Here is a 20,049-nt window from a genome sequence, read left to right as displayed (position 1 = left end):
CACTTCAGAACGGCTGGTGGCGTCGGCGTGGGAACTGGAGCACGCCGTCGCTGACAGCTTCGTGCTGCTCCCTCGCAAACGCCATGGCGTCGGCACGCGTTTCACAGACATGGGATGCAGAAGTCGCGTCGCGGAAAGCCGCGCGCAGCTTTGCGCGCATGAACGCGCAGCTAGTAAAGCGGCTCACCGACTTGTAGTACTGCGATTGCAGCCGCGCTGCCATTTCAAAGTACTGATCGGCGACTGCGTGGTCCAGTCTGAATCCGTCGTAGTTGACGATTAGCGAGACTTTCTGTCCGATGGGTTTGCAGAATGCCTCGAACACGCGGCGCACGCTTTCAATGTCGCTATTGGAGCGAACCGCCATCCCTTCGAAATTTGCAAACAGGGTGTTTTGCTCTGCTTCGTAGCTGAGTCTCTGAGCGAATTGCGAATCAAGCAACACGGTTGCCAGATTCATCAGTTGCGGCAGGAAGATTCGTGAATTCATGGGTCGTGGACTTAGCACGATCGGGGCGAAGTCCATGTGCGAAAGAATGTCCCGATCGACGTCAATGCCCGGTGCGACTTCCGTCAACTCGAGCCCTTCTGACGTTAGCCGGAATACACAACGCTCCGTCACATACAGCACTGGCTGGCCGCGTTCGGCAGCGAGTCGTCCGTTGAATGTGATCTGCTCGACCGACTCGACAAGTTTCTTTTGTGAGCCTTCCGTCACGATACGAAGACGCCCCGCCTCCACCACGACTTCAAGGCCACCCGCCGTGAACGTTCCAGCAAATACCACCCGCGAAGCATTCTGACTGATATTGATGAAGCCGCCGGCACCGGCTAGTCGTGGACCAAAACGGCTTACGTTGACGTTTCCGCTTCGGTCGATTTGCGCCATACCGAGGCACGCCAGGTCCAGGCCGCCGCCATCGTAGAAATCGAACTGCTGGTTCTGGTGAAGCAGCGCATCCGTGTTGACGGCAGCGCCAAAGTCCAGGCCGCCCTGCGGCACGCCGCCGATGATCCCAGGCTCCGCGGTCAAGGTCAGATGGCTCAGCAGATGCTCCTCCGCGGCGACAGCGCCAACGACCTCAGGAACGCCGATACCCAGGTTGATCACGCCATCAAGCGGAAGTTCGAACGCGCAACGACGAGCCATCACCTTCCGCTCGTCGAGCAGCGGGCATTCGTTCGCTCCGGCTGGAATCCTGACCTCGCTGGAAAACGCCGGGTTATAGGCCGTCCCGTAAGTCTGCGGCTGCGCGTCGGGCGATGCGACTACAACACGGTCGACGAAGATGCCCGGAACCACGACTGTGCGAGGGTCGAGTGTTCCGCTCGCCGCGATCCTCTCCACCTGCGCGATGACGAGTCCGTTTGAGTTGTGAACTGCCATCGCGACTGCCTGCGCATCGAGCACCAGCGCTTCGCGTTCCATCGTGATATTGCCTTCCGGATCAGCCGTTGTGCCGCGAATCAGCGCGACGTTGAGCGGAAAGACCTTGTATAAAAGCCAGGTCTTGCCGTCGAGATCGATCGTGCTAACCAGATCCTCGGTGGTCCTCGCGTTGATCTTCCCGCCCGCCTGACGCGGATCGACGAAGGTGCCCAATCCCACTTAAGTAAGCGTGCCTGCCCTGTGGGCCGCGATGTCGCGGTACAGATGCGACATCGTTCCAAGCGGCAGGTTGTAGGCCTCGATCAGATTGTCGGTCGCCATCCGAGCAAGCTTTGGCACTAACGACCAATGGCCGCCAATGGCGCGTTTGACCAATCCCTCCAGGGCGACCCGGTTGAGCCCGCGGTCCTTGCCATCGCCCGGCGCCGCCGCGAACACCAGCGTCAGATCCCGTGGGAAGCCGGATTCAGTGAAACGCCGGGCCAACGCCGTGATCAACTCGTCCGGCGTGCCAATGCCGACAAAGCCTGAACAACAGACAGCGTCGCCGTCGCGGATCAATCCGATGGCGTCGTCAGCGGTGACAATCTTGTCTTGCATAGTGCTCGCCTGAAAGAGGTGAGTTCGCGGCGCGCGTCGCCCTGGCATCACCAATGAAACGGACGCGCAGTCCGTTCATGCGACGCTTGCGACATCGATGCCCGTCATCCTGCACGTCCGGCTAGTCGACGGTCTTTCAACTTCACATGCACCAGGAACGGCAAATGACTCTTCGCGAGCGGATGAAGGCGGCAAAGGTCTGCCGCCAACCTTGCCCAGCCACGTGGCGCACAATACTCGAACGTGCGCAGCGCTGCTATATCCGACGACCAGCCATGCAGACGCGTCTCTACCTCATCGCCATTGATGCCCCACGGCATCGGCGGCAAACGGTAACGCGGCGTTGTCATGACACCCCATTGGGTGAGCCCGGAAAACCAGCGCGGGATCGCGTCAAATGCAATCTCGGCGCCCGGAAAGCGCTCGGCGATCCGGATAAACAGGCGTCTCACCGCATCTGGCTGGAGATACATGAACAGCCCTTGTGCAACGACAAAAACATCAGCGCTGGCTTTGATCCCATTTGCCCAGTCCGGCTCGAAAACACTTGAAGCGATACAGCGAAAGCGCCTCGAAGAAGGCAGGAATCGCTCGCGTAATTCAATCGCCGGCGGCAAGTCGACCGTGAGCCAGGTCATGTGGCCGTTGTCTACACGATGAGCCTGTGTTTCAAGCCCCTCCCCCAGCGATATGACCAGTCCTTTCGGATGCCGGTCGAGCCAGTCTTTCAGGAGCTGATCGATTTCCGCGGCCCGCGCGGAGAAGGAGCCAACGGGATGGCCGAAGTGGCCCGCGAAATCGTAGTCAATGGCGTTGCAGATGCGCACGCTATCCGGATCGACAAGAATGGCGTCGGCGCGACGCGATTCGCAGGCCCGGTCGTAGAGCGTCCACAGCATCGTTTCCGATATACCCTCCAGTCTCGAGGGGATCCGGGCTATTTCACGATCGCTTCGTTGACGTGACGCAGGGCGATCTTTCGCGCGCGGACGCTCTATGGCGGCGGTCATCCCGCGCCCAGGCGTTTTGCATTCGCGGTGGCACGGCCATGAATCGGTGCGAGCATTTCCCGGACCAGAGAGGTCATTGAACTTGCCAGATACAAGGGGTTCGAGGGAGACTGAACGACGGTCGTCAAAAGGCTTGGCTGATGTTCACACCCTTGCGTGACCGGGCGCCTTGAGGCAAATCCGGTCGGCGCCGTTGACATGGCGCAGAGCAGATTGCAGGTATCGCGAGTGAACTCGACGGCTAGCTTGATAAGCCCGGAGTTCATCGCCTCTATCGATTCCGATGTCGCCTCACATTTCTCAATGCCCATGATGCTGAACTCAGCCCGGTCACGCGGACTGGGCACCGGACCCGCCAATGCCATGCGTACAGTGCGCAGGCGCACCACTTGGGTCGTTGCATTGAGCAGTTCACAAACCTCGGCAAAGAGACGGAACCAGTTGCAGGAGACGTCGAAGACGGGTTCATGGCGTGACGAAACAGGTGTTATGTTTTCCATATAACAATCCACTTGATATGGATGCCTAAAAATATTGAATTTTGCACAGGCGAGAAATGTGCCGGCACGGCCTTTAATGTTCATAGAAAGGGGCAAACGCCCACGCGGCCGTCCCGGCCCTCAGGCCCATAGTTCCAGCGCGGCAATGTCGAAAATATGAAGGGGCGCAACGCTCAAGGCGCGCGTCATACTCAAAAGCACACCGACGAGGCGTTCGCGTTGCTTCACGACGTCCGGCAATGACCCCAGCATAAGCGGATAAATGCTGCACCGCAACACCTGTTTCAATGCCGGCTGGCGAGTGGCTTTGTTTGGCGGATCAGGCATAGGCGTTGCGCAGACTGCGGGTCCACTACCCATCGTTGGTTATTGCGTCGGAAGTCATCGAATTGAGCCTGGCTTTGTCAATGGAATCCGAATTTGTCAAAACCAGGCTTTCCGAGGACGCAAATCGTTGAGACGAAAAGTGATTTCCTCGCGATGGTCGCCCCATCTCAATCGAATCTACTCGTCTATCTCCAGCGACGCGCTGTCCGCGCCTAATTCGGGCGACGGCGACGAGTCCAGATAGCCAGGTACATCTGTTGCGCAATCCGTTGGTACATGAACCGGGTGGAACCGCTGCTTCTGATAGGCGCGCTGACCCCGACGCGACTGAAGAAAACGAAACTCAATCTTGGCCCCGGGCACCCGGAAGCAGGCGGTCTGACAGCAACGCTCGGCGCCGAGCCCTTGGAGAGCATCATGGCATCCCGTACGATTACTAACGTCATCTGCCCATGCGGGCATCAGGGCTCAATCATCGAAAGCAGGTACGACGACGGCCGATCGCACTGGTACCTCGCGACACTGCGCGAGTTGTCCCACAACGGAATTTACGACGGCCTTGACGCACTCTTCTCAGAGACGACGCCGGCATGCCCGGCATGCGGACGGTCGTTAGGACCCGAGCACATGGTGGCGGACGAGCATTGCGTCGCAAGCGGTGCGGTTGCTTTGTAAAGGCGGAGGGGCCATGAACCTTCGCGTCGGCTTTGAACTGGTCTTTTCGTGCAGCCAGCCCATTCCCATGCTCCTCATGCTGAACACCCATTCCTCGCACGTGGATGATGTGATCGAACCGGATCGCCTGCAGGTCGATCCACCGATACCGCTTACGCAGTATCACGACTCGTTCGGCAATCTTTGCAGCCGTCTGGTCACACCTTCCTACGGCTTCCTCACGCTTTCGACCGAGGCGTTGCTGAACGTATCGGACCGCCCCGAAGAGCCGGCGGCGGAAAACTACCAGAGTCCGGTGGAGCATCTACCCGATGAGTGCATGCAGTTCCTGCTCGGAAGCAGGTATTGTGAAACTGACCTGCTGTCGAACACGGCATGGGCATTGTTTGGCGGCACGCCCCAAGGACGGCCTCGCGTGCAGGCAATTTGCGACTACGTGCACCGGCATATTGCCTTTGACTACCAGCAAGCCCGGCCGACAAGAACAGCTCACGAAGCCTACCAGGAAGGAATCGGTGTGTGCCGGGACTACGCACACCTGGCGGTTGCGCTGTGTCGCGCGATGAATATTCCCGCGCGCTACTGTAGCGGCTATATCAGCGATGTCGGTCTGCCGCCGCCCTACGCGCCGATGGACTTTTGCGCATGGTTTGAAGCATATCTAGGTGATCGCTGGCAGACTTTCGATCCCCGGAACAACGCGCCCAGGACTGGCCGTGTGCTGATGTCGCGAGGTCGCGACGCAACCGATGTTGCTCTGAGCAACGCGTTCGGGCCGGCCGTACTCGTCAAGTTCAAAGTGGTGTGCGAACCCGGTGGTTAACGCTTCCGTGCAGCGTTGTACGCTGTGCGCTCCTCACTCGGCGCGTACATCGCCGCGCGGCGTGGCGCCAGGGATAATCGCGAGCGGGGTCGTGGCAACCTCAAGGCAGGCATTTCGATGACACAGGTTGCCACCGGGAGATAGCCCGGTCTGAAAAGACCGGCGGCATTGTTTCGCGCGAGGGCCGCGACAGGAGCAGCAGACCTACGGTCGACTCGAACGCGTCGAGGTCAACGGGTTTAAGGAAGAACGCGTTCCACAGAGTCTGCTTTTGGTGCTCCGGCGGCAGAGCGGAAATCATGATCACCGGTATCTGTGCAAGCGCCGGGTATCTCTTCAGGCGTCGGCACAACTCGACTCCGTCCATCAGCGGCATGTTGCAGTCCGTGACAACGAGATCCGGCAGCGTACGTCCTGCTTTCTGCAATGCAATTTCGCCATTTGCCGATTCCAGAACCCGATACCCACGCCACTCCAACGCCATTCTGAACACCATCAGGATGTCTGGTTCGTTGTCGACGAGAAGGATGGTTGGCATGAACGCGAGTCCGGGAAGAATAGGTATTCTCCGCAACAACCATACCGCAAGCGCCAGATAGGTGACGGCCGACGCTCCCCGACGTCGAAAAACCTCACCGCGGTCGCGATGGTGACCTTCCGGCTGACCGTTGAGGGATGAGCACGATAGGGAGCATTGATCCCTGCCGATGACGGTTGCACGCACTAGCCAGGTTGAGTCGCCGGGATTCTGGCGTTCTGGATTCCTACCAATGTCAGCTCGCGACGGCTGCGCAGTTCCGGCAGACTCGCTTCTCCATTCACCTTTCCTTCGGACTTCCGCTTCCGCATAAAGCCGCTCCTTGTCTGGCAGACGCCGCGCGACGACCCGCGTCGGATTCACAGCGGTCGTGAGGATCAGCTTTGCCGCTCATCGTTGTGGCAAGATCAGATGGCGATTGTGAGTCGCCTTCCACGCCAGGCACAACCGTCATTCGTGGGGTTCCGGCTCGTGTCCACCCTGCCGGAATTTGCGAGGCGATACGCCTACCGCCCGGCGAAACGTTCGCGCAAAGTGTGAAGGGTCTGCAAAACCGGCACGTTGTCCGATCTGAGCCGTGGTCAGGCGCGAGAAAAGGCGCGATTCGAGCATCCTGGCCGCCACGGCGACGCGCGCGGATACGAGAACAGCACCGAAGGCCCGATTGCGGGAGGCCAGATGGCGATGCAGCGTTCGTGGCGAAATGTCGAGCGCGTGTGCCACTTCGCTGGCTGTCAGCGAGAGCTCTCCGCAGCGTTGCCGAATACAGTCTTCGATGCGATCGGTCAAAGATGCGGCACCTCGCGCTGGGGAGTCGCCGCCGACGGCAATCTCATTGGCGGCCAATGCGAGCAGGGCGCCCAGATGGTCTGCGATGAGTTGCGGCGGAAGCGGTGGACGGACCATGCTTTCCGGTGTCAGGGCCGTGATGAAACTCGTCAGCGCCCGACCCCACGGAGTATGCGCAGTGATGCGGCGGCCCAACAAAGCCTCCGGGTCCGGCAACCACTGATGCACCCAGTCGACCGGAAGCTGGAGATTGACAAAGTCATAGTCTTCCAGTGTCTCGACCGTCAAGTCCAGTTGCGAGTCGGTGAAGGCAGTGATGTTTGGGGCGAACAGATTTTCCTCGCGCTGCCTGAGTCGCCACGATCCCCGGCGGCTCGCGAGCACGTTGAAGTTGCGGTCAATCTGGCGCTGGATCTCCAGCTTACCGCTTCGAACCATATGCGCACTGCCGCTGTGACGCATTAAGGAGAGAGGTCCCAGGTCCACGGCCTCGATCGACGCGCAAAAACTCGCTGCGTCGGGTCCCGAGAAGCTGAAGGGAATGAGCGCGGTCGCACACGCAGCTTCGAAATACGCCACGCGTTGCGCCCGAGGAACGGTGCTGGTCGACCATGTCCGAATACTGGGCAGCGGGCTGTCACTCATGTTGATCACCGTCTCGACGAACGATCACGCAGAATAGCACCCCTCGACAGCAGTAGCGAGCCATCTCAGGGGCTACCCTGCTCACCGCGCTGTCAACGGATCGCGCGGCGCGTTTGCGGCGTGTGCGATTAGCTTCGCCAATAGTTGTTCGCTGCAGCGATGGTGGCGAACTCGAGCGCCACGACGTGGCCAACCTGAATCAGGTCTGAAGCGTTGGTCGCATAGACGTCGCGCAACTTTGCCCGTACGTCGTCGTCAGGTTGCGTGGCCTTGATCACAAGGCGCGCCATTTTGATCGCCAGGTGCCGACCATCCTCGGGCGTCGCCGTGATGAGGGAATTGCCGGGTACGAGAGTGATGTCCATCGAACTACTCCTTCAGACTGATTGATAAAACCGTCAGCGGCGCCTTTGACAAGGCCGTACCATGAACCGGATCAGCGCGTGCGGCGATTGACGGTCCCGTTTTTGCTCCACCATCCTGCCAACTTTGAGCAGGACGCCCGCGAACTCCGAGTTGGGCCAGATATCGAGCATGGTCACGGGCGCTCTCCAGTATGAAAGGGCCAATACATGATGACTGGCGTATGAGTGCCAACGTGAACCGTAAATCCGGTCTGGGCGTGCCATTGGCCTTGGCGGGTTGCGCATGTGTGCCCGGTGCTAAAACTTATGACGTGTGCCAATACGTACGCTGGCCTGCTTGTCCGTGGACGACGGCGCGAATCCGCTGATGCTGGCGACCGCTTCCTGATTTTTCCCAATTCACTTTTACTGCGAGATGCTTCTATCTTCGAGAACGGGAAGTGAGATGTGCTTTTACGGCGTTCATATCTGAGTCAACGCATCGAGATGTGATGATGCGGAGCGCCGATGATCGATCGCAGAGATAGCAATGGCAGCGATGACGGCTGGAATTGCGATCGCGTAGAAATCCTGGACTAATGGCAGTTCCATGACGACCACTGCGCCGACGAGAACCGGCGCGATAATGGCGCCAAGGCGTCCGACGCCCAGCGAGAATCCGACTCCCGTCGCCCGCATCGCAGCCGGATAGTATTGACCGGCATAGGCGATCGTGACAATCTGGTTACCGATAGTCGCTGCGCCTGCGAGCGCTACGAGGACCAGAGACCATGCCATCGGCAGACGATACCCGAGCAGCGCAATCGAAACCGCCGCGAGCACATACATGCCGACGAGAACGCGCTTGATGTGAAAACGGTCTGCGAGCCAGCCGCCGCCCACTGCGCCCAAGACCGCGCCGAGGTTGAGCGCGAGGATGAAGCTCAATGCGGAACCGAGTCCATAGCCCGAGCCGAGCATCAGTTTCACGAGCCACGAACTGAGCGCGTACACCATGAAAAGGCACATGAAGCAGGCGAGCCAGAACATCAAAGTGCTGAAGGCTCGTCCATCATCGAAGAGCTGGGAAACCACTGCTTTCGAAGCATTGCCGCTATCGGAAAACCGGAACTGTGTCGGTTCGCCAGGAGAAAAGCGCGGATCAATTCGCGCGAGCACACTCTTCAACTCGTCGGACCGATTCGTCGCGAACAAATAGGGCATCGATTCCGGCAACGCGCGCAAGACGAATGGCACGAGCAGTACCGGCAGGCCCGCTGCAAGAAAGACAGATTGCCACCCGTGCGCCTCGATGAGACCTTTACCCAGCAGCGCAGCGGCCACGCCGCCGATTGAATAGCCGCTGAACATCAGTGTCACCATGGTGCTGCGCACGCGTCGCGGCGAGTACTCGGTCATGTGCGCGACCACGTTGGGCATAACGCCGCCCATGCCGAGGCCCGCGATGAACCGGCTTGCGCTGAAGATCAGAGGGTCATGTGCGAAACCCGCCGCTGCTGTAAATACGCTGAAGAGCGCAAGGCACAGCGCAATCGTGCGGCGTCTTCCGATTCGTGCAGAGACCATTCCGAATACGACGTTGCCGAACATCATGCCGAAGAGTGCGGTGCTGACCATCATCCCCGCTTTGGCGGGCGTCACGGCCAGATCTTTCATCATCGAAGGCAGCGCAATGCCTGCAACCGCGAGATCGTATCCGTCGAAAATGATCATCAGCGCGCACCAGAACAGCAGGTTCCAATGAAATGAATTGAGGCGGGCGTTGTCGAGCACGTGCTGCAGGTCTATCGTGCGCATGGTCGGAGTACCGTTATCTAGAGTTCGCAACGCCACGCGATGAACGGCGTGGTACGTGAAGACATTTGCTTTGTTGTCTATGGAAGGAGGCGGTGAGCGTTCCGAACGCGCAAGCCGGATGCGTTCATGTGTCTCCTCCTGAACGGACTGGCTATCCGCGATCGGTGCCCAGATACTAGGGAGGTCATAATTTTTCGATCAAGATTGATTTTCAAAATCGACTATCAGGACGTGACACATTCCTGAGCAAAGACGAAGTGAGGCAGCTGCAAGGGAATCCATGCAGCGAGGGGAATGGGATTGTTCGGTCGAAAGCGGTCTTTTGCCGCCGGAACGCTGTCAGCCGCTGTTGGGCGCCGCGGAAATGTACTTCGCGCGCGGGCGCAGCATGAACGCCTGCATGCGCTGCTCGACGACGTGAGCGCACCAGCCTGCCGTGCGGCCGAGAATCCACAATGCGGTGGCGCTTCCTCCAGGCATGCCAAGTGCGCGCGTCAGGGGCACCAACGCTAGAGCGAGTCCTGGCGTCATGCCGTCCTCGTCGCGCAGACGTTCGAGAACCTTCAGCGTTTTGCGCACGGCCGGGTCGTTATCACCGCAGCGGCTCGCCAGCGAAAGAATCCATTCGGCTCGCGGGTCACCCGCCGGATACAGTGGATGATTGAAACCGTACAGGCTGGCGCCGCGAGTGCGCACGAGTTCGAGGCGCGAATTCGACACGCCGCCACGCGGATCGTCGAATAGCTGCGTTTCCACACGATCCGTCACTGCCCCCGTCGAATAGCCCACATGTGCGCTGATGGCTGCGGCGACGCAGTTGCAGAGCCCTGCATCGATCGAGGCGGCGACACGAGCCGCGAACGTGGCAGGCGTGAGTTCGTGATCGGCGAGGATCACGAGCGTGGAATTAACCGCCTGCACCGCTTGCGGCGTTACCGGCGCGCCACTCGCACGCAGCGCCCATGCGGCGAGCGATTCGCCCGGTTTGCGCACGATGTACCGGCCATTCTTCGAAAGAAAACCCAGGCAACCGGTAAACGCATGAAGAATCGTGCGTGCCATCTGCACGGTGGCGCCATCGGCCATCTCGGCTCGATCCCTTCCGCGCATGCCGAGCGACAGGGCGACCATGGCCATCAGGTTGCCGATGTCATCGGGTGCGACGGCCTTTGCGTGCGCCGCGAGCAATGCGGCCGTGTCGGGGGAAATGTCGGCTGGCGGCCAATCGGCCTGCGTGTCCTGCCAGACACCCGTGATCAGAAAATGCACGACCACCTCGAACGCGTGCCCCCCCTGCGCCAGATCGAGTGCGCGGCGGTTGCGATAGACGGGGCCGCGCTCGTCGATATAGGTGATCGATGATGCAACCACAGGTTCGCCCCAGCGCATCGAAGTACCGGCCGTGACGGAGCGCGGCAGCCTTCCGCGCCCACGCGCCGCGAAGCGTTCGACATCTTCGCTTGCGTAGAGATGACGTTTGCTCCCGGCCACGGGGACACTGCGAATGAGACCACGACTTACGTACGAATACAGCGTGGCTACCTTTACTCCGAGCGCCGCAAGCGCTTCTTCGCGGGTCAGAAAGTCGTTTTGCTTCTTCATGTCGATTTTAAAAATCAATCTTGATCAACTATGAGCGGGATATCTAGTATTCGCACAGGGAAACGAGGTTGAATCAAGTATAGCCACGTTCCCACACCCCGCAAATATCGCGTTTGATACGGGCACGCGTGCAGCCGTGCCGACGAAAAGCGCGAACCATTCTGGAGGAGACGAAATGAATGTCGCCGTGCGCGATACCCAGCCGTCCGGTGCGACGACTGCCGAAACCCCGGTCACGTGGCATGTGGACGAAGTGCCGTGGGTTCCGCTGACGGGACTGTTTATCAACAAGTCCGGCTATAAGACGATCGCCGACACGACGTATACCGGTAACGCGTACAGCATCGAACTGACGTCGGTTGGCCCCGGCGGATTCTCTCCGACCCATGTCGAGCCGCATGCTCACCTGTTTTACGTGCTGTCAGGGCACGGCGAAGTGACCGTCGGCGACGAAGTCAAAGCGGTCGCGGCCGGTTCGGTCAGCCCGATTTCGGCAGGCGTGCCGCACTCCTTCCGCAATCTCGGCGATTCGGCGCTGGAAATGCTGGTGGTATACCATCCGCCGCGCGTGCGCAACAAGCCCGAAACGACGCAATTGCGAGCGACGGTCCACGCGATTCGCCATGAGGCGCAGCGCGTCATCAGCGTGGAGTTGCGGCCGCAGTTCGGCTCGACATTCCCCGCCTTCGAGCCCGGTGCTCACATCGATCTGCATCTGCCCAACGGGATGATCCGCAGCTATTCGCTGTGCAATTCCGCAGAAGACAATGACCGCTATGTGATCGGCGTGCTCAATGTCGAAGACAGCCGCGGTGGATCGCGCTACGTGCATGAGCACTTGCGGGTCGGCGCGCGGATCGAAATATCCAAGCCCCGCAACAATTTTCCGTTGCGCGAAGACGCGGTCCATACCGTGCTGATTGCGGGTGGAGTCGGCATCACGCCGATCCTGGCGATGGCGCGGCGGCTCCGCGCGCTCGGACGATCGGTGGAGCTGCTGTACTGTGCGCGTTCGCGTCGCGAGGCGGCGTTTGCCGAAGAGATCGACGCGCTTGGACTCGAGGTCAAGTGGCATTTCAACGACGAGCACGGTGAGCGCGTCGACCTCGTGCAATTTCTCGCCACCCGACGCTGCGACGCGCATTTCTATGCGTGCGGCCCGACGCCGATGCTCGATGATTTCGAGCGCCACTGCAGCGAGCTCGGACTCACGCATGTGCACCTCGAGCGATTCGTCGCGCGCAGCGCGCCAGCGCAAACGAAGAAGCCCTACCGAATCGAACTGAGCCGTTCGGGACGCAGTCTGGAAGTCGTACCAGGCAAGACGCTGCTGCAGACCCTGCTCGATGCGGGCATCGATGTCCAGCACGGCTGCACGCAAGGTTTGTGCGGTACGTGCAAGACGCGCGTGCTGTCCGGCGAGCCGGACCATCGCGACACGGTACTGAGTGCGAGCGAGCGTGAGAGCAACACGGTGATGACCGTGTGCGTCTCGGGTTGCAAGGGCGAGTCGCTGGTGCTCGATCTCTAGGAAAGCGAAATGCAGCGCCCGGCGTCGTCGGGCTGGCGGCAGACATGAGAGGACGATGAGTGGATGTATGCCTGCCATGCGAGCGAAATTCCCAACGCGCACGACTTCGTGACGATGCAGGCGGCCCGAACGCTGTCGGAGATCGTTAATTGTGCTGGCGGTGTCCATTGAAGCGCAAATGTTGTCCGTTAATGCTGCTTACGCGCCTATCCGCCGGGAACGTGGACTCACTACCCGTCACGACTGATGAAGCGCAGTGCGTTTGCCCTATCTCGAACATCCACGCAAGGAATGCTGGGCCCGCTGACTGGCGCCTAAAGTGTCCTACAGTATGGCGTTTCTCATCAACGCATTAAGACGGGGGTTTTCGGAAGATCGCCACGCGGGCTGTTGGTATTTATGTTTGCCGTTGCTTGTGCATAACGTACCTGTCGCATCAATCGGCACAGCGTTAGCGGAAATGAAGGACAAGTTGAGCGCGCTAGCGAAATTGACGAACAACAACACGGGCGAACCAAGGCGCAGATCCGCGCGCGACGACTGGCAAAGCAAGGAGCAAGGGATTGACGACGACTGGGTGCGGCGGCTGAGGCCGGGCACTTCGCACAGGTCAATTCCGCGGAACGTTGAGCTTTCCGATCGACCGCTTTCGCGACATGCTGCTGGATGCGGCGCCCTGTCTCCGAGCGCGTTCACGCAATCGGATGTGGCATCGTTTGGATCGGGCCGTTCAACAGAGCCGTTAGCCTCGGATTATTCCGCCGCTCGTAGCCAAATCCGAAGTGAATCGGCTGTGCGTAGGTTCCAAAAGCACGCACGACGCAGAGCCCCGCCAAGGCTAGATCCGGTGTCGTGACGTCAACCGCCGCTGTTCGAATTCCACATGCCGACAAGCGAGCAACGCAGGCTGTCAGGCTTGACTGTTCCCGATACCTCTTGCGTAAGTTCGCCAAGGTTACCGAGACTTGAGCGTGGCGCAGACAATCCAAACCCGCCGCGTTATCGGCGTGGCAATAGTACAGCCCGTGATCCAGACTGCCCACCACGTCTTCGGGCGCACGTACGTGTCGGTGCCGTCCTTCGCGTGTCAACCTACGCATGTACGCTCCGTAGTGCCCGTGTTCGAGTACGGCCTTCCGCAACGCGATATCGATGTCGGCATGCGTTCCTAATCCGATCGTAGCGCCCGGCCACGAAACACCGTTCCCCAAGCCAAGGCAGGCCACCGTTGGATAACCGGTATCGCAATCGAGGAGGTATAGCTCCGTGTGCGCGCCGAGCCTCCGAACGTCGTCAAGCGCCTTGCGACTTATGTCATCGCAGTCGTCAGGATCGATGCGTTTTCCCTTCATCCCCGCCAACCAGTGCAGGATGAACGAGTCTCGCTCGATCAACTCATACACCGCGCGCAAGGCCGCGTCATTAAATGAACTCCCGGCTGCAAGGCCGTTGCTGGTGGTCTGGCCGATGGGCGGCTCGTCTCCAGTGAAGTTGATGTAAGTCGCTTGCGCTGGAACCAGCACTTCAATGCCCGTATCCAGCCAACGACCCTTCGCCCATAGCATCGGCGAGTTGGAATCGATCGGTTCAAAGGCAAAGTTGGACCGGGCGTACTGCTCATTGTCGTACAGCACCAGCCATCCGGGATCAAACGCTCGATCGCCAAGTTCGTTAAGAGAGCCCTTCGTCAAATCCGCGTGGTTCCAGAACGATGCCGCGTAGCGCTCGACGCCCTCGCCGATCGCGCTCAGCAACGCCTCCTCTTGCGTTGATCCCTTTCCCTCCCCCTGCAGGATGGATTCTTTTGCAGCTCGACGGAGCACAGGCTGAGCCATCATAGCGCTAGCGCAGATAGGCATGGCGGGCGTGTCGCTGCCGTCCCCTGCAAAAACGAACAGATGCCGGACCACGCCGGCGCGTGGGTCGGCAAGCGCCCGCAGCCTTTCGGGGACCAGCACGGAGTGGTTAATCGGCGCCCATCGCTGAGACGCTATCGTGCCGCCGCACGTCGCGCACCACGGCATCGGCAAAATGGCATGCAGGGTGGTTGACCGGTGTTTCGCGACCAGACACCCATAGCCCGCGACATCCGGGTAGCGAATGGCGAGGATGACATTATCGGCGACGGCCTTTGCTATCGCCGGATCGTCGGCGACCACGCCAATGTCATCGTTCAAGGAGTCGTTGAGCCTTTGGCGCGCGCAATGCCAACAAGCGGACCATCCCGGTGCCGTGACTGGTCCCAGGAATGTCTCCTCCCCTCTTCTCCAGATGGAGATCGAAGGGCAGCCGCGTCGATGCAAGTCGTCGGCAATGCGAAGCGACTCGCCGTCATCAAGGTCGGACAGGTCCGAAACGACGAAATCGCCATCCCTGATCTGTGTGCCAATTTCAATGCCCGCCGTCGCGAGGAGCGCTGTGACTTGCTGAGCAAGGCCCGTTAGTCTGCTGATGGACACGCGCGCAATGCCTGCAGATTCTTTGGCCTTTATCCTTGCCTTCCCCGAACTCTCAATAATGCCCGCGTCAAGCAGTTGTGTCTCCAGCCCGCAAACACTGTCCGGCAAACGTTTTTGGTCTCCGGAGTACAGTGCAGGCAAGACCACTGAAACCAGCGAGGTTGCCGACGACCCCTCGAGTCGAAAACAACCTCTCGATGTTGAAACGAATACGCCGCCGCACGTAGCCACTACGCGAAGCCCCAATGCCAGGTTCAAGTTACTCGCCTTTGGCACTGGTTCCGACGTCCCGCCCCAGGTCCGCCGGAGCCGCGCCAATCGTTTCCTGAACGTTGCCCGCTTCTCGCAAGGTGTTCAGCGCCTTCATGAAGGCTGGGCCGCACGGCTCGCATTGGTTGCATTCCATACAGTGCAGTCGATGGAAAATGATGCTGCTGATCGTCGCCAACGAGTCAACGAGCTTTTCGATTTGGAAGTCTTTGGGCATTGCAGGCTCTCCTTGTAACTGGAACCAGCCGCGCATATGGCCATGAACAATTTCCATGACCCGGCCAGTGAGCATCGCCGCACTCAGTCCTAATCCGTCAAGACCCGATGGAGCGCAGCAAGCAGCCGGACAAACCTGGTGCAAATGCCGGGTTGTCGCGTCGACCGTAGCTGAGCAGTTTCTTACGAGAGCAGCGGCGCTCTACTAACGTAAACGTCGCGGGTGGCCCGTTTTTAAATATCTAACTCGTTTCGCAGCGAGCTTCGAACGGTTATCGACGAAGGTTGTCTCGCGGAGTTCGCGGAGAGATTGCTGGCTCTTCTTCCCGAACATCGCTTCTCCCGGGAGCGCGACTTGCGCGACACGATTGGTTGGTGAGCCGGGCGCGTCCGGCGCGCATCCTTCGTCGTCTATCACCAATGGCATATAGCCGAGTCAGCACCTGCCACACATACTGCGATCAACCTAAGCGTCTCTGCAACCTCGCCCGATCGCATTCACTCCGTTCCACGGAGCGACCCGCTTTCTCCCTGGACACGGCGCACATCGGCGCTTCGGTTCGGCGCAGCGGGTACATGCGCCACCACCTCGAAAGGAGAGTCAAAATGAAGACAGCACTTTTACTGTTCAGCGGCATGCTCTGCGCGTGCTCATTGCAGGCAAACGCGCAGGAAACCACCACGCAACAGCCGCCGACGGCAACTGAGATCATGAACAGCTCGCAAGGGTCAGACATGTCGACCAGTTCGATGTCGGGCGGCCCCGCGATTCAACAGGGCAAAACCCGCGCCGAGGTCTATCAGGACCTCGTGCGCTCGCAGCAGAACGGAGAAGCGGCGAGGCTCCAGCAGCTATTCAAGGGAGGTCAATGATCTTCCTGTCCGCTCCGGATCCCGGCAGCGGACGCACGTGACACACGACGAGGGCCGGGTGAAGAAGACCCGTTCCTCGACGCGTTATGGCTTCGCTACAGCTTGATACCTCTTTTCTTCCAGCGCGGCGAAGGCAATCTGCCGGAACCTGCCCGAATCTCAGGCAGGCGCGGCACATAGGCATGTTGACCGAGCGGCACCGGCGGTGGATTCAGAGTGCCGAGGCATGGGGCTAACAGGTGAGGGGCCAGCGTCACCGGCTCCGGATCGAGGGAATCCGCCTCGTTGTCGACCCATGCGCGAGCGGAAAGCAAAGGCGTGAAAACATTGGGCTGCAATCCATTCCCGTACTCGATGATTCTTTGCCTCGCCAGCAAGCGGGCCACCTGCGGAGCCGCTGCGCTGGTTCCGCTCAACGCAACAAGGCAGCCGCTGCGCGTACTGGCGCCCAGCACACCTGCGCATGCGACGGAGTCTTCGCTGACAGCCGCCGCATCCGGACCGGATCGCTTCGTCTCCCGAAGGGAAGGTCCGGTCGATGAGTAGGTCGCGGCGCGTCCGTCAGTTCTGCGATAGGCGCCGACCACGACGGTGTGCTCGCCGGTCGCAATGGAACTCAACGTGCCACTACGCTTGATCCAGGTCGACGCATTGCCTTCGTCGAAGTCCCGGACGTGGGCCCCAAACACAAACCTCTTGTACTCCGGATCCTCGAAGCGCGACTGGCGCCCCCGCAGCGGATATCCGTAGGCCGTTTCGTTACGCTGCACCCACGCATGAATCTCCAGATCGTGACCCGACCCGTTCGTCAGCGTCACGGTCCAGTTACCCGCCGGCGCCGGATCGCGCTGGGGCTGATTCATCGTCGTGGGGGCGAGTGCGATCAGGATCATATTGCGGTCCCCCGTCGCGACGCGATCCAGATAGACCGCCGTGCACAGCACATTACGCCCCGGTTGCCATGTGTAGAGATTCTTGACAGGAAACACGGGGCTCTTGTCTCCCCACGGTGGAGTAATCTGAACGGTCACGCTGGATGCATCGGCACCCTTCGGCAACCATATCTCAAGAAAACCAGGCGTGGCGCAATCGGGCAAGACTCGCCACGTGATCGAACTCAACGTTCCGCTCTCAACCGGGAGTGTCGCGTGACAGCGGAGCATGTTGCTGTTTCCTGCGGGTACGACGATGGATAGATCGCGATGCAGGCCGATCAGTTCGTCCATCGCGCTTTCAATGATCGAACTGCCGTCGTGCGGACCCGCCATATAGCCGTAGCTCAGGTTGAGTACAACCGAGTACGCCGCGCCGCTGGCAAGATCGTCGGCCCGACGCAGGAGGTAGCGGATGGCGTCGAGTGCGTGAACGGCGAACCAGAGCCCGGACGTGTCGCGAATCGTTCGCCCTGCCGTCTTGAACTGGACGCACAGGATACGCGGCGGTTGAACCGTTCCCGTCCGCTCCCCTTCCAGGATCAATGCGGCGGCCTCGATCTTGTTGGGCCTCACGCCGCAAGCGAGATCCATGACCTCCGTGCCGTGCGCCCAGCGTTTGCGCGCACCGACGTAACCGTTGAGCCGATACACGGCGTCTTCATCGCAGAGTCCGTTGCTCACGCACTGCTTAAGCAAGCCGTTTATCTCGTCGCGTGCCAGCTCACGCCCGTAGTGCACGCCGAGCGGCGCCGCCGCCGCGTCATCCTGATTCCAGAAGTATTCGATACGGGTCGACGGAATATCGGCGACGGAACGAAAGCGTTCGTGAGCGAACGCCAGTCCGTCGTCCATGACTCCCATGAACACGGCGTGCGGCTGGTCCGGCGCGTCAGTAGACGCTGCGCCTGGTTGAGCAATGGGACCGAAGACGGGCGCCGTTCCCGGCACGCGCGCTTCGGGACCGGGAGCCAAAGACTGCGCCGCGTCGCCAGGAGCGATCGGCATCCCGAGTTCGAAGCGCTTCACGACACCCTTCATGGCGCCATCGATTTCTGTGAAGAACTGCTTTGTCACGATCGCAGTCAGGAAGCGCGACGCTTCCAGATCATGCGGCGGAAAGCGATAGATGGTCGATACCTGAATCCACGTCTTCCACGCGGCGTTCGCGTTTTCCAGACTCTCCGCGAACGCCTGCGCGGTAAGTGGCGGAGCGCCATCTGCTGGCCAGTGCGCTTCCAGTTCGAGGATGACGCGCACCCAACCCGTGGGTTGCCCTCCGAGGTCAGCAAATGCCGTTGAGTCTGCCCACGCCAGATAGGGATCGGCGCGGGCGCTGTCAGCGGGGCGTCCGGTCCAGTTGAGCCCACTCCACGTGCCGCCGCCCGCCAAGGATTGCCCGCTCATATGCCACCTCGTATGCCACCCTTTCTGCACGCATCGACACGCTTACGGCAAACGCGTGTTCTGGAGACTCTTACCCGTCCACTCGCTCTCCGCCTGGTTCCATAGCCACGACAGAATGTCGGATCCATTCACGGCCGTTTGCACCGAGTCCCAGCCGATGAACGAGAAGTAGGCTTGCACCTGTGCCGCGGTCATGGCCGGATTGTTCGCGATATAGGCGGCGACATCGGCGTCGCTCAGCGGCTCGTGATAGTCGAAATCCGGGTTGCCGTGCGGATCATTGGCGTTGATATCCTTGCCCTTGAAATAGCGCGAAGTAATCATGCCGTTGCCGCCAAGCTTGCGCTTACACCGCGCGACAAAGTATTCCCCGAGTGAAGTACCGAGCACGTGACCCGCAATGCTGTCGATCGGAAAATGCACACCCGCCACCGTTCGATTCACCGCGACGCGGTACGCCTGCCTCATCACCTGCTGATGGAATACGGAGCCGGGCAACTCATTGAACAATGCGCACAGCACCACCGCGATAATGAACGCCTGGGTCGAATGGCCGCTCGGTAGCGAGCCATGCCCCGGTGTCTGGATCATCGGCTGGACCTGGGTCGAGTACTCGATGGCCCTTTGCGCCGCTATCGCATGCTTGAAGCGAATTTCCACGAAAATCGCGAATCGCACGACAGTATCGAGCAGTTCGAGCGTCTTCGGCGTGCGGCTCGGATGCAGATAGATAAGGGTGCTCCAGAACGCCACTTGCGGACCCATCTGACACAGTATCTCCGCAGTACGGTCCTCGCGCAGGTCCGAATAGAAGTCCAACCAGTCGAGTTGTTTCGTGAAGACGTCCACACCCGGCCTGCTCAAGGAGACGATTTCCACGTCCGCGCCGCTTGCCCGGTGAGACAGCATGGCGGTGGAAGGGTCGGGAAACGAAAAATGCAGACTGGTCAGCAGTTCGAAATCGAACACCGTCGCGCGCACCCAGGGTTCCCATCGCCACAGTTGAGCCGGATCGTCGAGCACCGGCGGTGTGGCGAGATTCTGCAGTTTCTGATTATCGAAGTTGAGCGTGACCCGTTCCGGAGGCCGCCAACTGCCCACTATCCCATCCCGGTGTCCAATCAGCGCTTGCGCGAGAAGCCGCCCGTCGCCCGAATTGCCGCCGCCGCCCGCATCATAGACGCCACCCGCGCCGCCACCGCCGGGCGGAACTCCCGCACCGCCTGCCCCACCTGCCCCACCCGCTCCACCTGCTCCACCCGCTCCGCCAAGTCCGCCCACGACATGTCTCCTCTCTCAG

15 protein-coding genes and 2 pseudogenes are annotated in these 20,049 nt (G+C 60.2%); 4 read left to right on the top strand and 13 right to left on the bottom strand.

Annotated features, from left to right (window positions below; translation table 11 throughout):
- Positions 1-4 precede the first annotated feature (4 nt).
- From PQR32_RS17045 to PQR32_RS17030, 4 genes and pseudogenes are all read right to left on the bottom strand, one after another.
- Positions 5-2,038: pseudogene (locus tag PQR32_RS17045) on the bottom strand (acyl CoA:acetate/3-ketoacid CoA transferase).
- A gap of 56 nt (positions 2,039-2,094) precedes the next feature.
- On the bottom strand, positions 2,095-2,889 hold the full coding sequence (locus PQR32_RS17040; protein WP_408228923.1) for a class I SAM-dependent methyltransferase: 795 nt from the start codon (positions 2,887-2,889) through the stop codon (positions 2,095-2,097).
- Positions 2,890-2,996: 107 nt separating this feature from the next.
- Positions 2,997-3,584 (bottom strand): polyhydroxyalkanoate granule-associated phasin, encoded by a 588-nt coding sequence (locus PQR32_RS17035; protein ID WP_408228920.1) that lies wholly within the window; start codon positions 3,582-3,584, stop codon positions 2,997-2,999.
- 36 nt (positions 3,585-3,620) lie between these two features.
- Positions 3,621-3,827 carry a hypothetical protein gene (locus PQR32_RS17030; RefSeq protein WP_408228917.1) on the bottom strand — a complete coding sequence of 69 codons (207 nt, stop codon included), beginning with the start codon at positions 3,825-3,827 and terminating at the stop codon, positions 3,621-3,623.
- Positions 3,828-4,515: 688 nt separating this feature from the next.
- Between PQR32_RS17030 and PQR32_RS17025 the strand changes: the two genes are divergently transcribed.
- The gene (locus PQR32_RS17025) at positions 4,516-5,325 is read left to right on the top strand and encodes a transglutaminase-like domain-containing protein (protein WP_408228915.1); all 810 of its coding nucleotides are present in this window, start codon (positions 4,516-4,518) and stop codon (positions 5,323-5,325) included.
- Positions 5,326-5,425: 100 nt separating this feature from the next.
- Here the strand turns inward: PQR32_RS17025 and PQR32_RS17020 are convergent, their stop codons facing one another.
- From PQR32_RS17020 to PQR32_RS17000, 5 genes are all read right to left on the bottom strand, one after another.
- Positions 5,426-5,863 (bottom strand): response regulator, encoded by a 438-nt coding sequence (locus PQR32_RS17020; RefSeq protein ID WP_408228912.1) that lies wholly within the window; start codon positions 5,861-5,863, stop codon positions 5,426-5,428.
- Between the two features lie 450 nt (positions 5,864-6,313).
- Positions 6,314-7,297, bottom strand: coding sequence for a helix-turn-helix transcriptional regulator (locus PQR32_RS17015; protein ID WP_408228909.1), 984 nt, complete (start codon positions 7,295-7,297; stop codon positions 6,314-6,316).
- A gap of 128 nt (positions 7,298-7,425) precedes the next feature.
- Positions 7,426-7,662 (bottom strand): hexameric tyrosine-coordinated heme protein, encoded by a 237-nt coding sequence (locus tag PQR32_RS17010; protein ID WP_408228906.1) that lies wholly within the window; start codon positions 7,660-7,662, stop codon positions 7,426-7,428.
- 462 nt (positions 7,663-8,124) lie between these two features.
- The gene (locus tag PQR32_RS17005; protein ID WP_408228903.1) at positions 8,125-9,459 is read right to left on the bottom strand and encodes an MFS transporter; all 1,335 of its coding nucleotides are present in this window, start codon (positions 9,457-9,459) and stop codon (positions 8,125-8,127) included.
- 339 nt (positions 9,460-9,798) lie between these two features.
- Positions 9,799-11,061, bottom strand: a complete 1,263-nt coding sequence (locus PQR32_RS17000) for a citrate synthase (protein WP_408228900.1) — start codon at positions 11,059-11,061, stop codon at positions 9,799-9,801.
- 175 nt (positions 11,062-11,236) lie between these two features.
- Here PQR32_RS17000 and PQR32_RS16995 point away from each other — a divergent pair.
- Together PQR32_RS16995 and PQR32_RS16990 are read left to right on the top strand one after the other, a co-directional pair.
- Positions 11,237-11,617, top strand: a pseudogene (locus PQR32_RS16995) (cupin domain-containing protein); the annotation flags it as partial.
- Positions 11,603-12,592, top strand: a complete 990-nt coding sequence (locus PQR32_RS16990) for a PDR/VanB family oxidoreductase (RefSeq protein WP_408229165.1) — start codon at positions 11,603-11,605, stop codon at positions 12,590-12,592. The pseudogene PQR32_RS16995 and the gene PQR32_RS16990, both read left to right, overlap by 15 nt.
- 692 nt (positions 12,593-13,284) lie before the next feature.
- On the opposite strand, the gene PQR32_RS16985 is transcribed toward PQR32_RS16990, so the two are convergent.
- Positions 13,285-15,309 (bottom strand): YcaO-like family protein, encoded by a 2,025-nt coding sequence (locus tag PQR32_RS16985; RefSeq protein ID WP_408228897.1) that lies wholly within the window; start codon positions 15,307-15,309, stop codon positions 13,285-13,287.
- A gap of 1 nt (position 15,310) precedes the next feature.
- Entirely contained in the window at positions 15,311-15,538 is a 228-nt protein-coding gene (locus PQR32_RS16980; RefSeq protein ID WP_408228894.1) for a hypothetical protein, read from the bottom strand.
- 605 nt (positions 15,539-16,143) lie between these two features.
- Between PQR32_RS16980 and PQR32_RS16975 the strand changes: the two genes are divergently transcribed.
- Positions 16,144-16,410: a hypothetical protein gene (locus tag PQR32_RS16975; protein ID WP_408228891.1), complete on the top strand. Its 267-nt coding sequence runs from the start codon at positions 16,144-16,146 to the stop codon at positions 16,408-16,410.
- Between the two features lie 95 nt (positions 16,411-16,505).
- Here PQR32_RS16975 and PQR32_RS16970 read toward each other — a convergent pair whose 3' ends face one another.
- Positions 16,506-18,371 (bottom strand): S8 family serine peptidase, encoded by a 1,866-nt coding sequence (locus PQR32_RS16970; protein ID WP_408228888.1) that lies wholly within the window; start codon positions 18,369-18,371, stop codon positions 16,506-16,508.
- Between the two features lie 420 nt (positions 18,372-18,791).
- A complete protein-coding gene (locus PQR32_RS16965; protein ID WP_408228885.1) occupies positions 18,792-20,030 on the bottom strand; it encodes a phosphatase PAP2 family protein in 1,239 nt (412 codons plus the stop codon).
- Positions 20,031-20,049: the final 19 nt, after the last annotated feature.

Source organism: Paraburkholderia dipogonis, from assembly GCF_046027395.1.
Lineage (GTDB): Bacteria > Pseudomonadota > Gammaproteobacteria > Burkholderiales > Burkholderiaceae > Paraburkholderia > Paraburkholderia dipogonis_A.
Note: the sequence above shows the minus strand (reverse complement) of the source record. Positions and strands in the feature narration are given on the sequence as shown.

Excerpts from the sequence above, each read along its gene's own strand:
- PQR32_RS17040 (WP_408228923.1), bottom strand. The coding sequence starts at position 2,889 with ATGCTGTGGACGCTCTACGACCGGGCCTGCGAATCGCGTCGCGCCGAC.
- PQR32_RS17035 (WP_408228920.1), bottom strand. The coding sequence starts at position 3,584 with ATGAACATTAAAGGCCGTGCCGGCACATTTCTCGCCTGTGCAAAATTC.
- PQR32_RS17030 (WP_408228917.1), bottom strand. The coding sequence starts at position 3,827 with ATGCCTGATCCGCCAAACAAAGCCACTCGCCAGCCGGCATTGAAACAG.
- PQR32_RS17025 (WP_408228915.1), top strand. The coding sequence starts at position 4,516 with ATGAACCTTCGCGTCGGCTTTGAACTGGTCTTTTCGTGCAGCCAGCCC.
- PQR32_RS17020 (WP_408228912.1), bottom strand. The coding sequence starts at position 5,863 with ATGCCAACCATCCTTCTCGTCGACAACGAACCAGACATCCTGATGGTG.
- PQR32_RS17015 (WP_408228909.1), bottom strand. The coding sequence starts at position 7,297 with ATGAGTGACAGCCCGCTGCCCAGTATTCGGACATGGTCGACCAGCACC.
- PQR32_RS17010 (WP_408228906.1), bottom strand. The coding sequence starts at position 7,662 with ATGGACATCACTCTCGTACCCGGCAATTCCCTCATCACGGCGACGCCC.
- PQR32_RS17005 (WP_408228903.1), bottom strand. The coding sequence starts at position 9,459 with ATGCGCACGATAGACCTGCAGCACGTGCTCGACAACGCCCGCCTCAAT.
- PQR32_RS17000 (WP_408228900.1), bottom strand. The coding sequence starts at position 11,061 with ATGAAGAAGCAAAACGACTTTCTGACCCGCGAAGAAGCGCTTGCGGCG.
- PQR32_RS16990 (WP_408229165.1), top strand. The coding sequence starts at position 11,603 with ATGCTGGTGGTATACCATCCGCCGCGCGTGCGCAACAAGCCCGAAACG.
- PQR32_RS16980 (WP_408228894.1), bottom strand. The coding sequence starts at position 15,538 with ATGCCCAAAGACTTCCAAATCGAAAAGCTCGTTGACTCGTTGGCGACG.
- PQR32_RS16975 (WP_408228891.1), top strand. The coding sequence starts at position 16,144 with ATGAAGACAGCACTTTTACTGTTCAGCGGCATGCTCTGCGCGTGCTCA.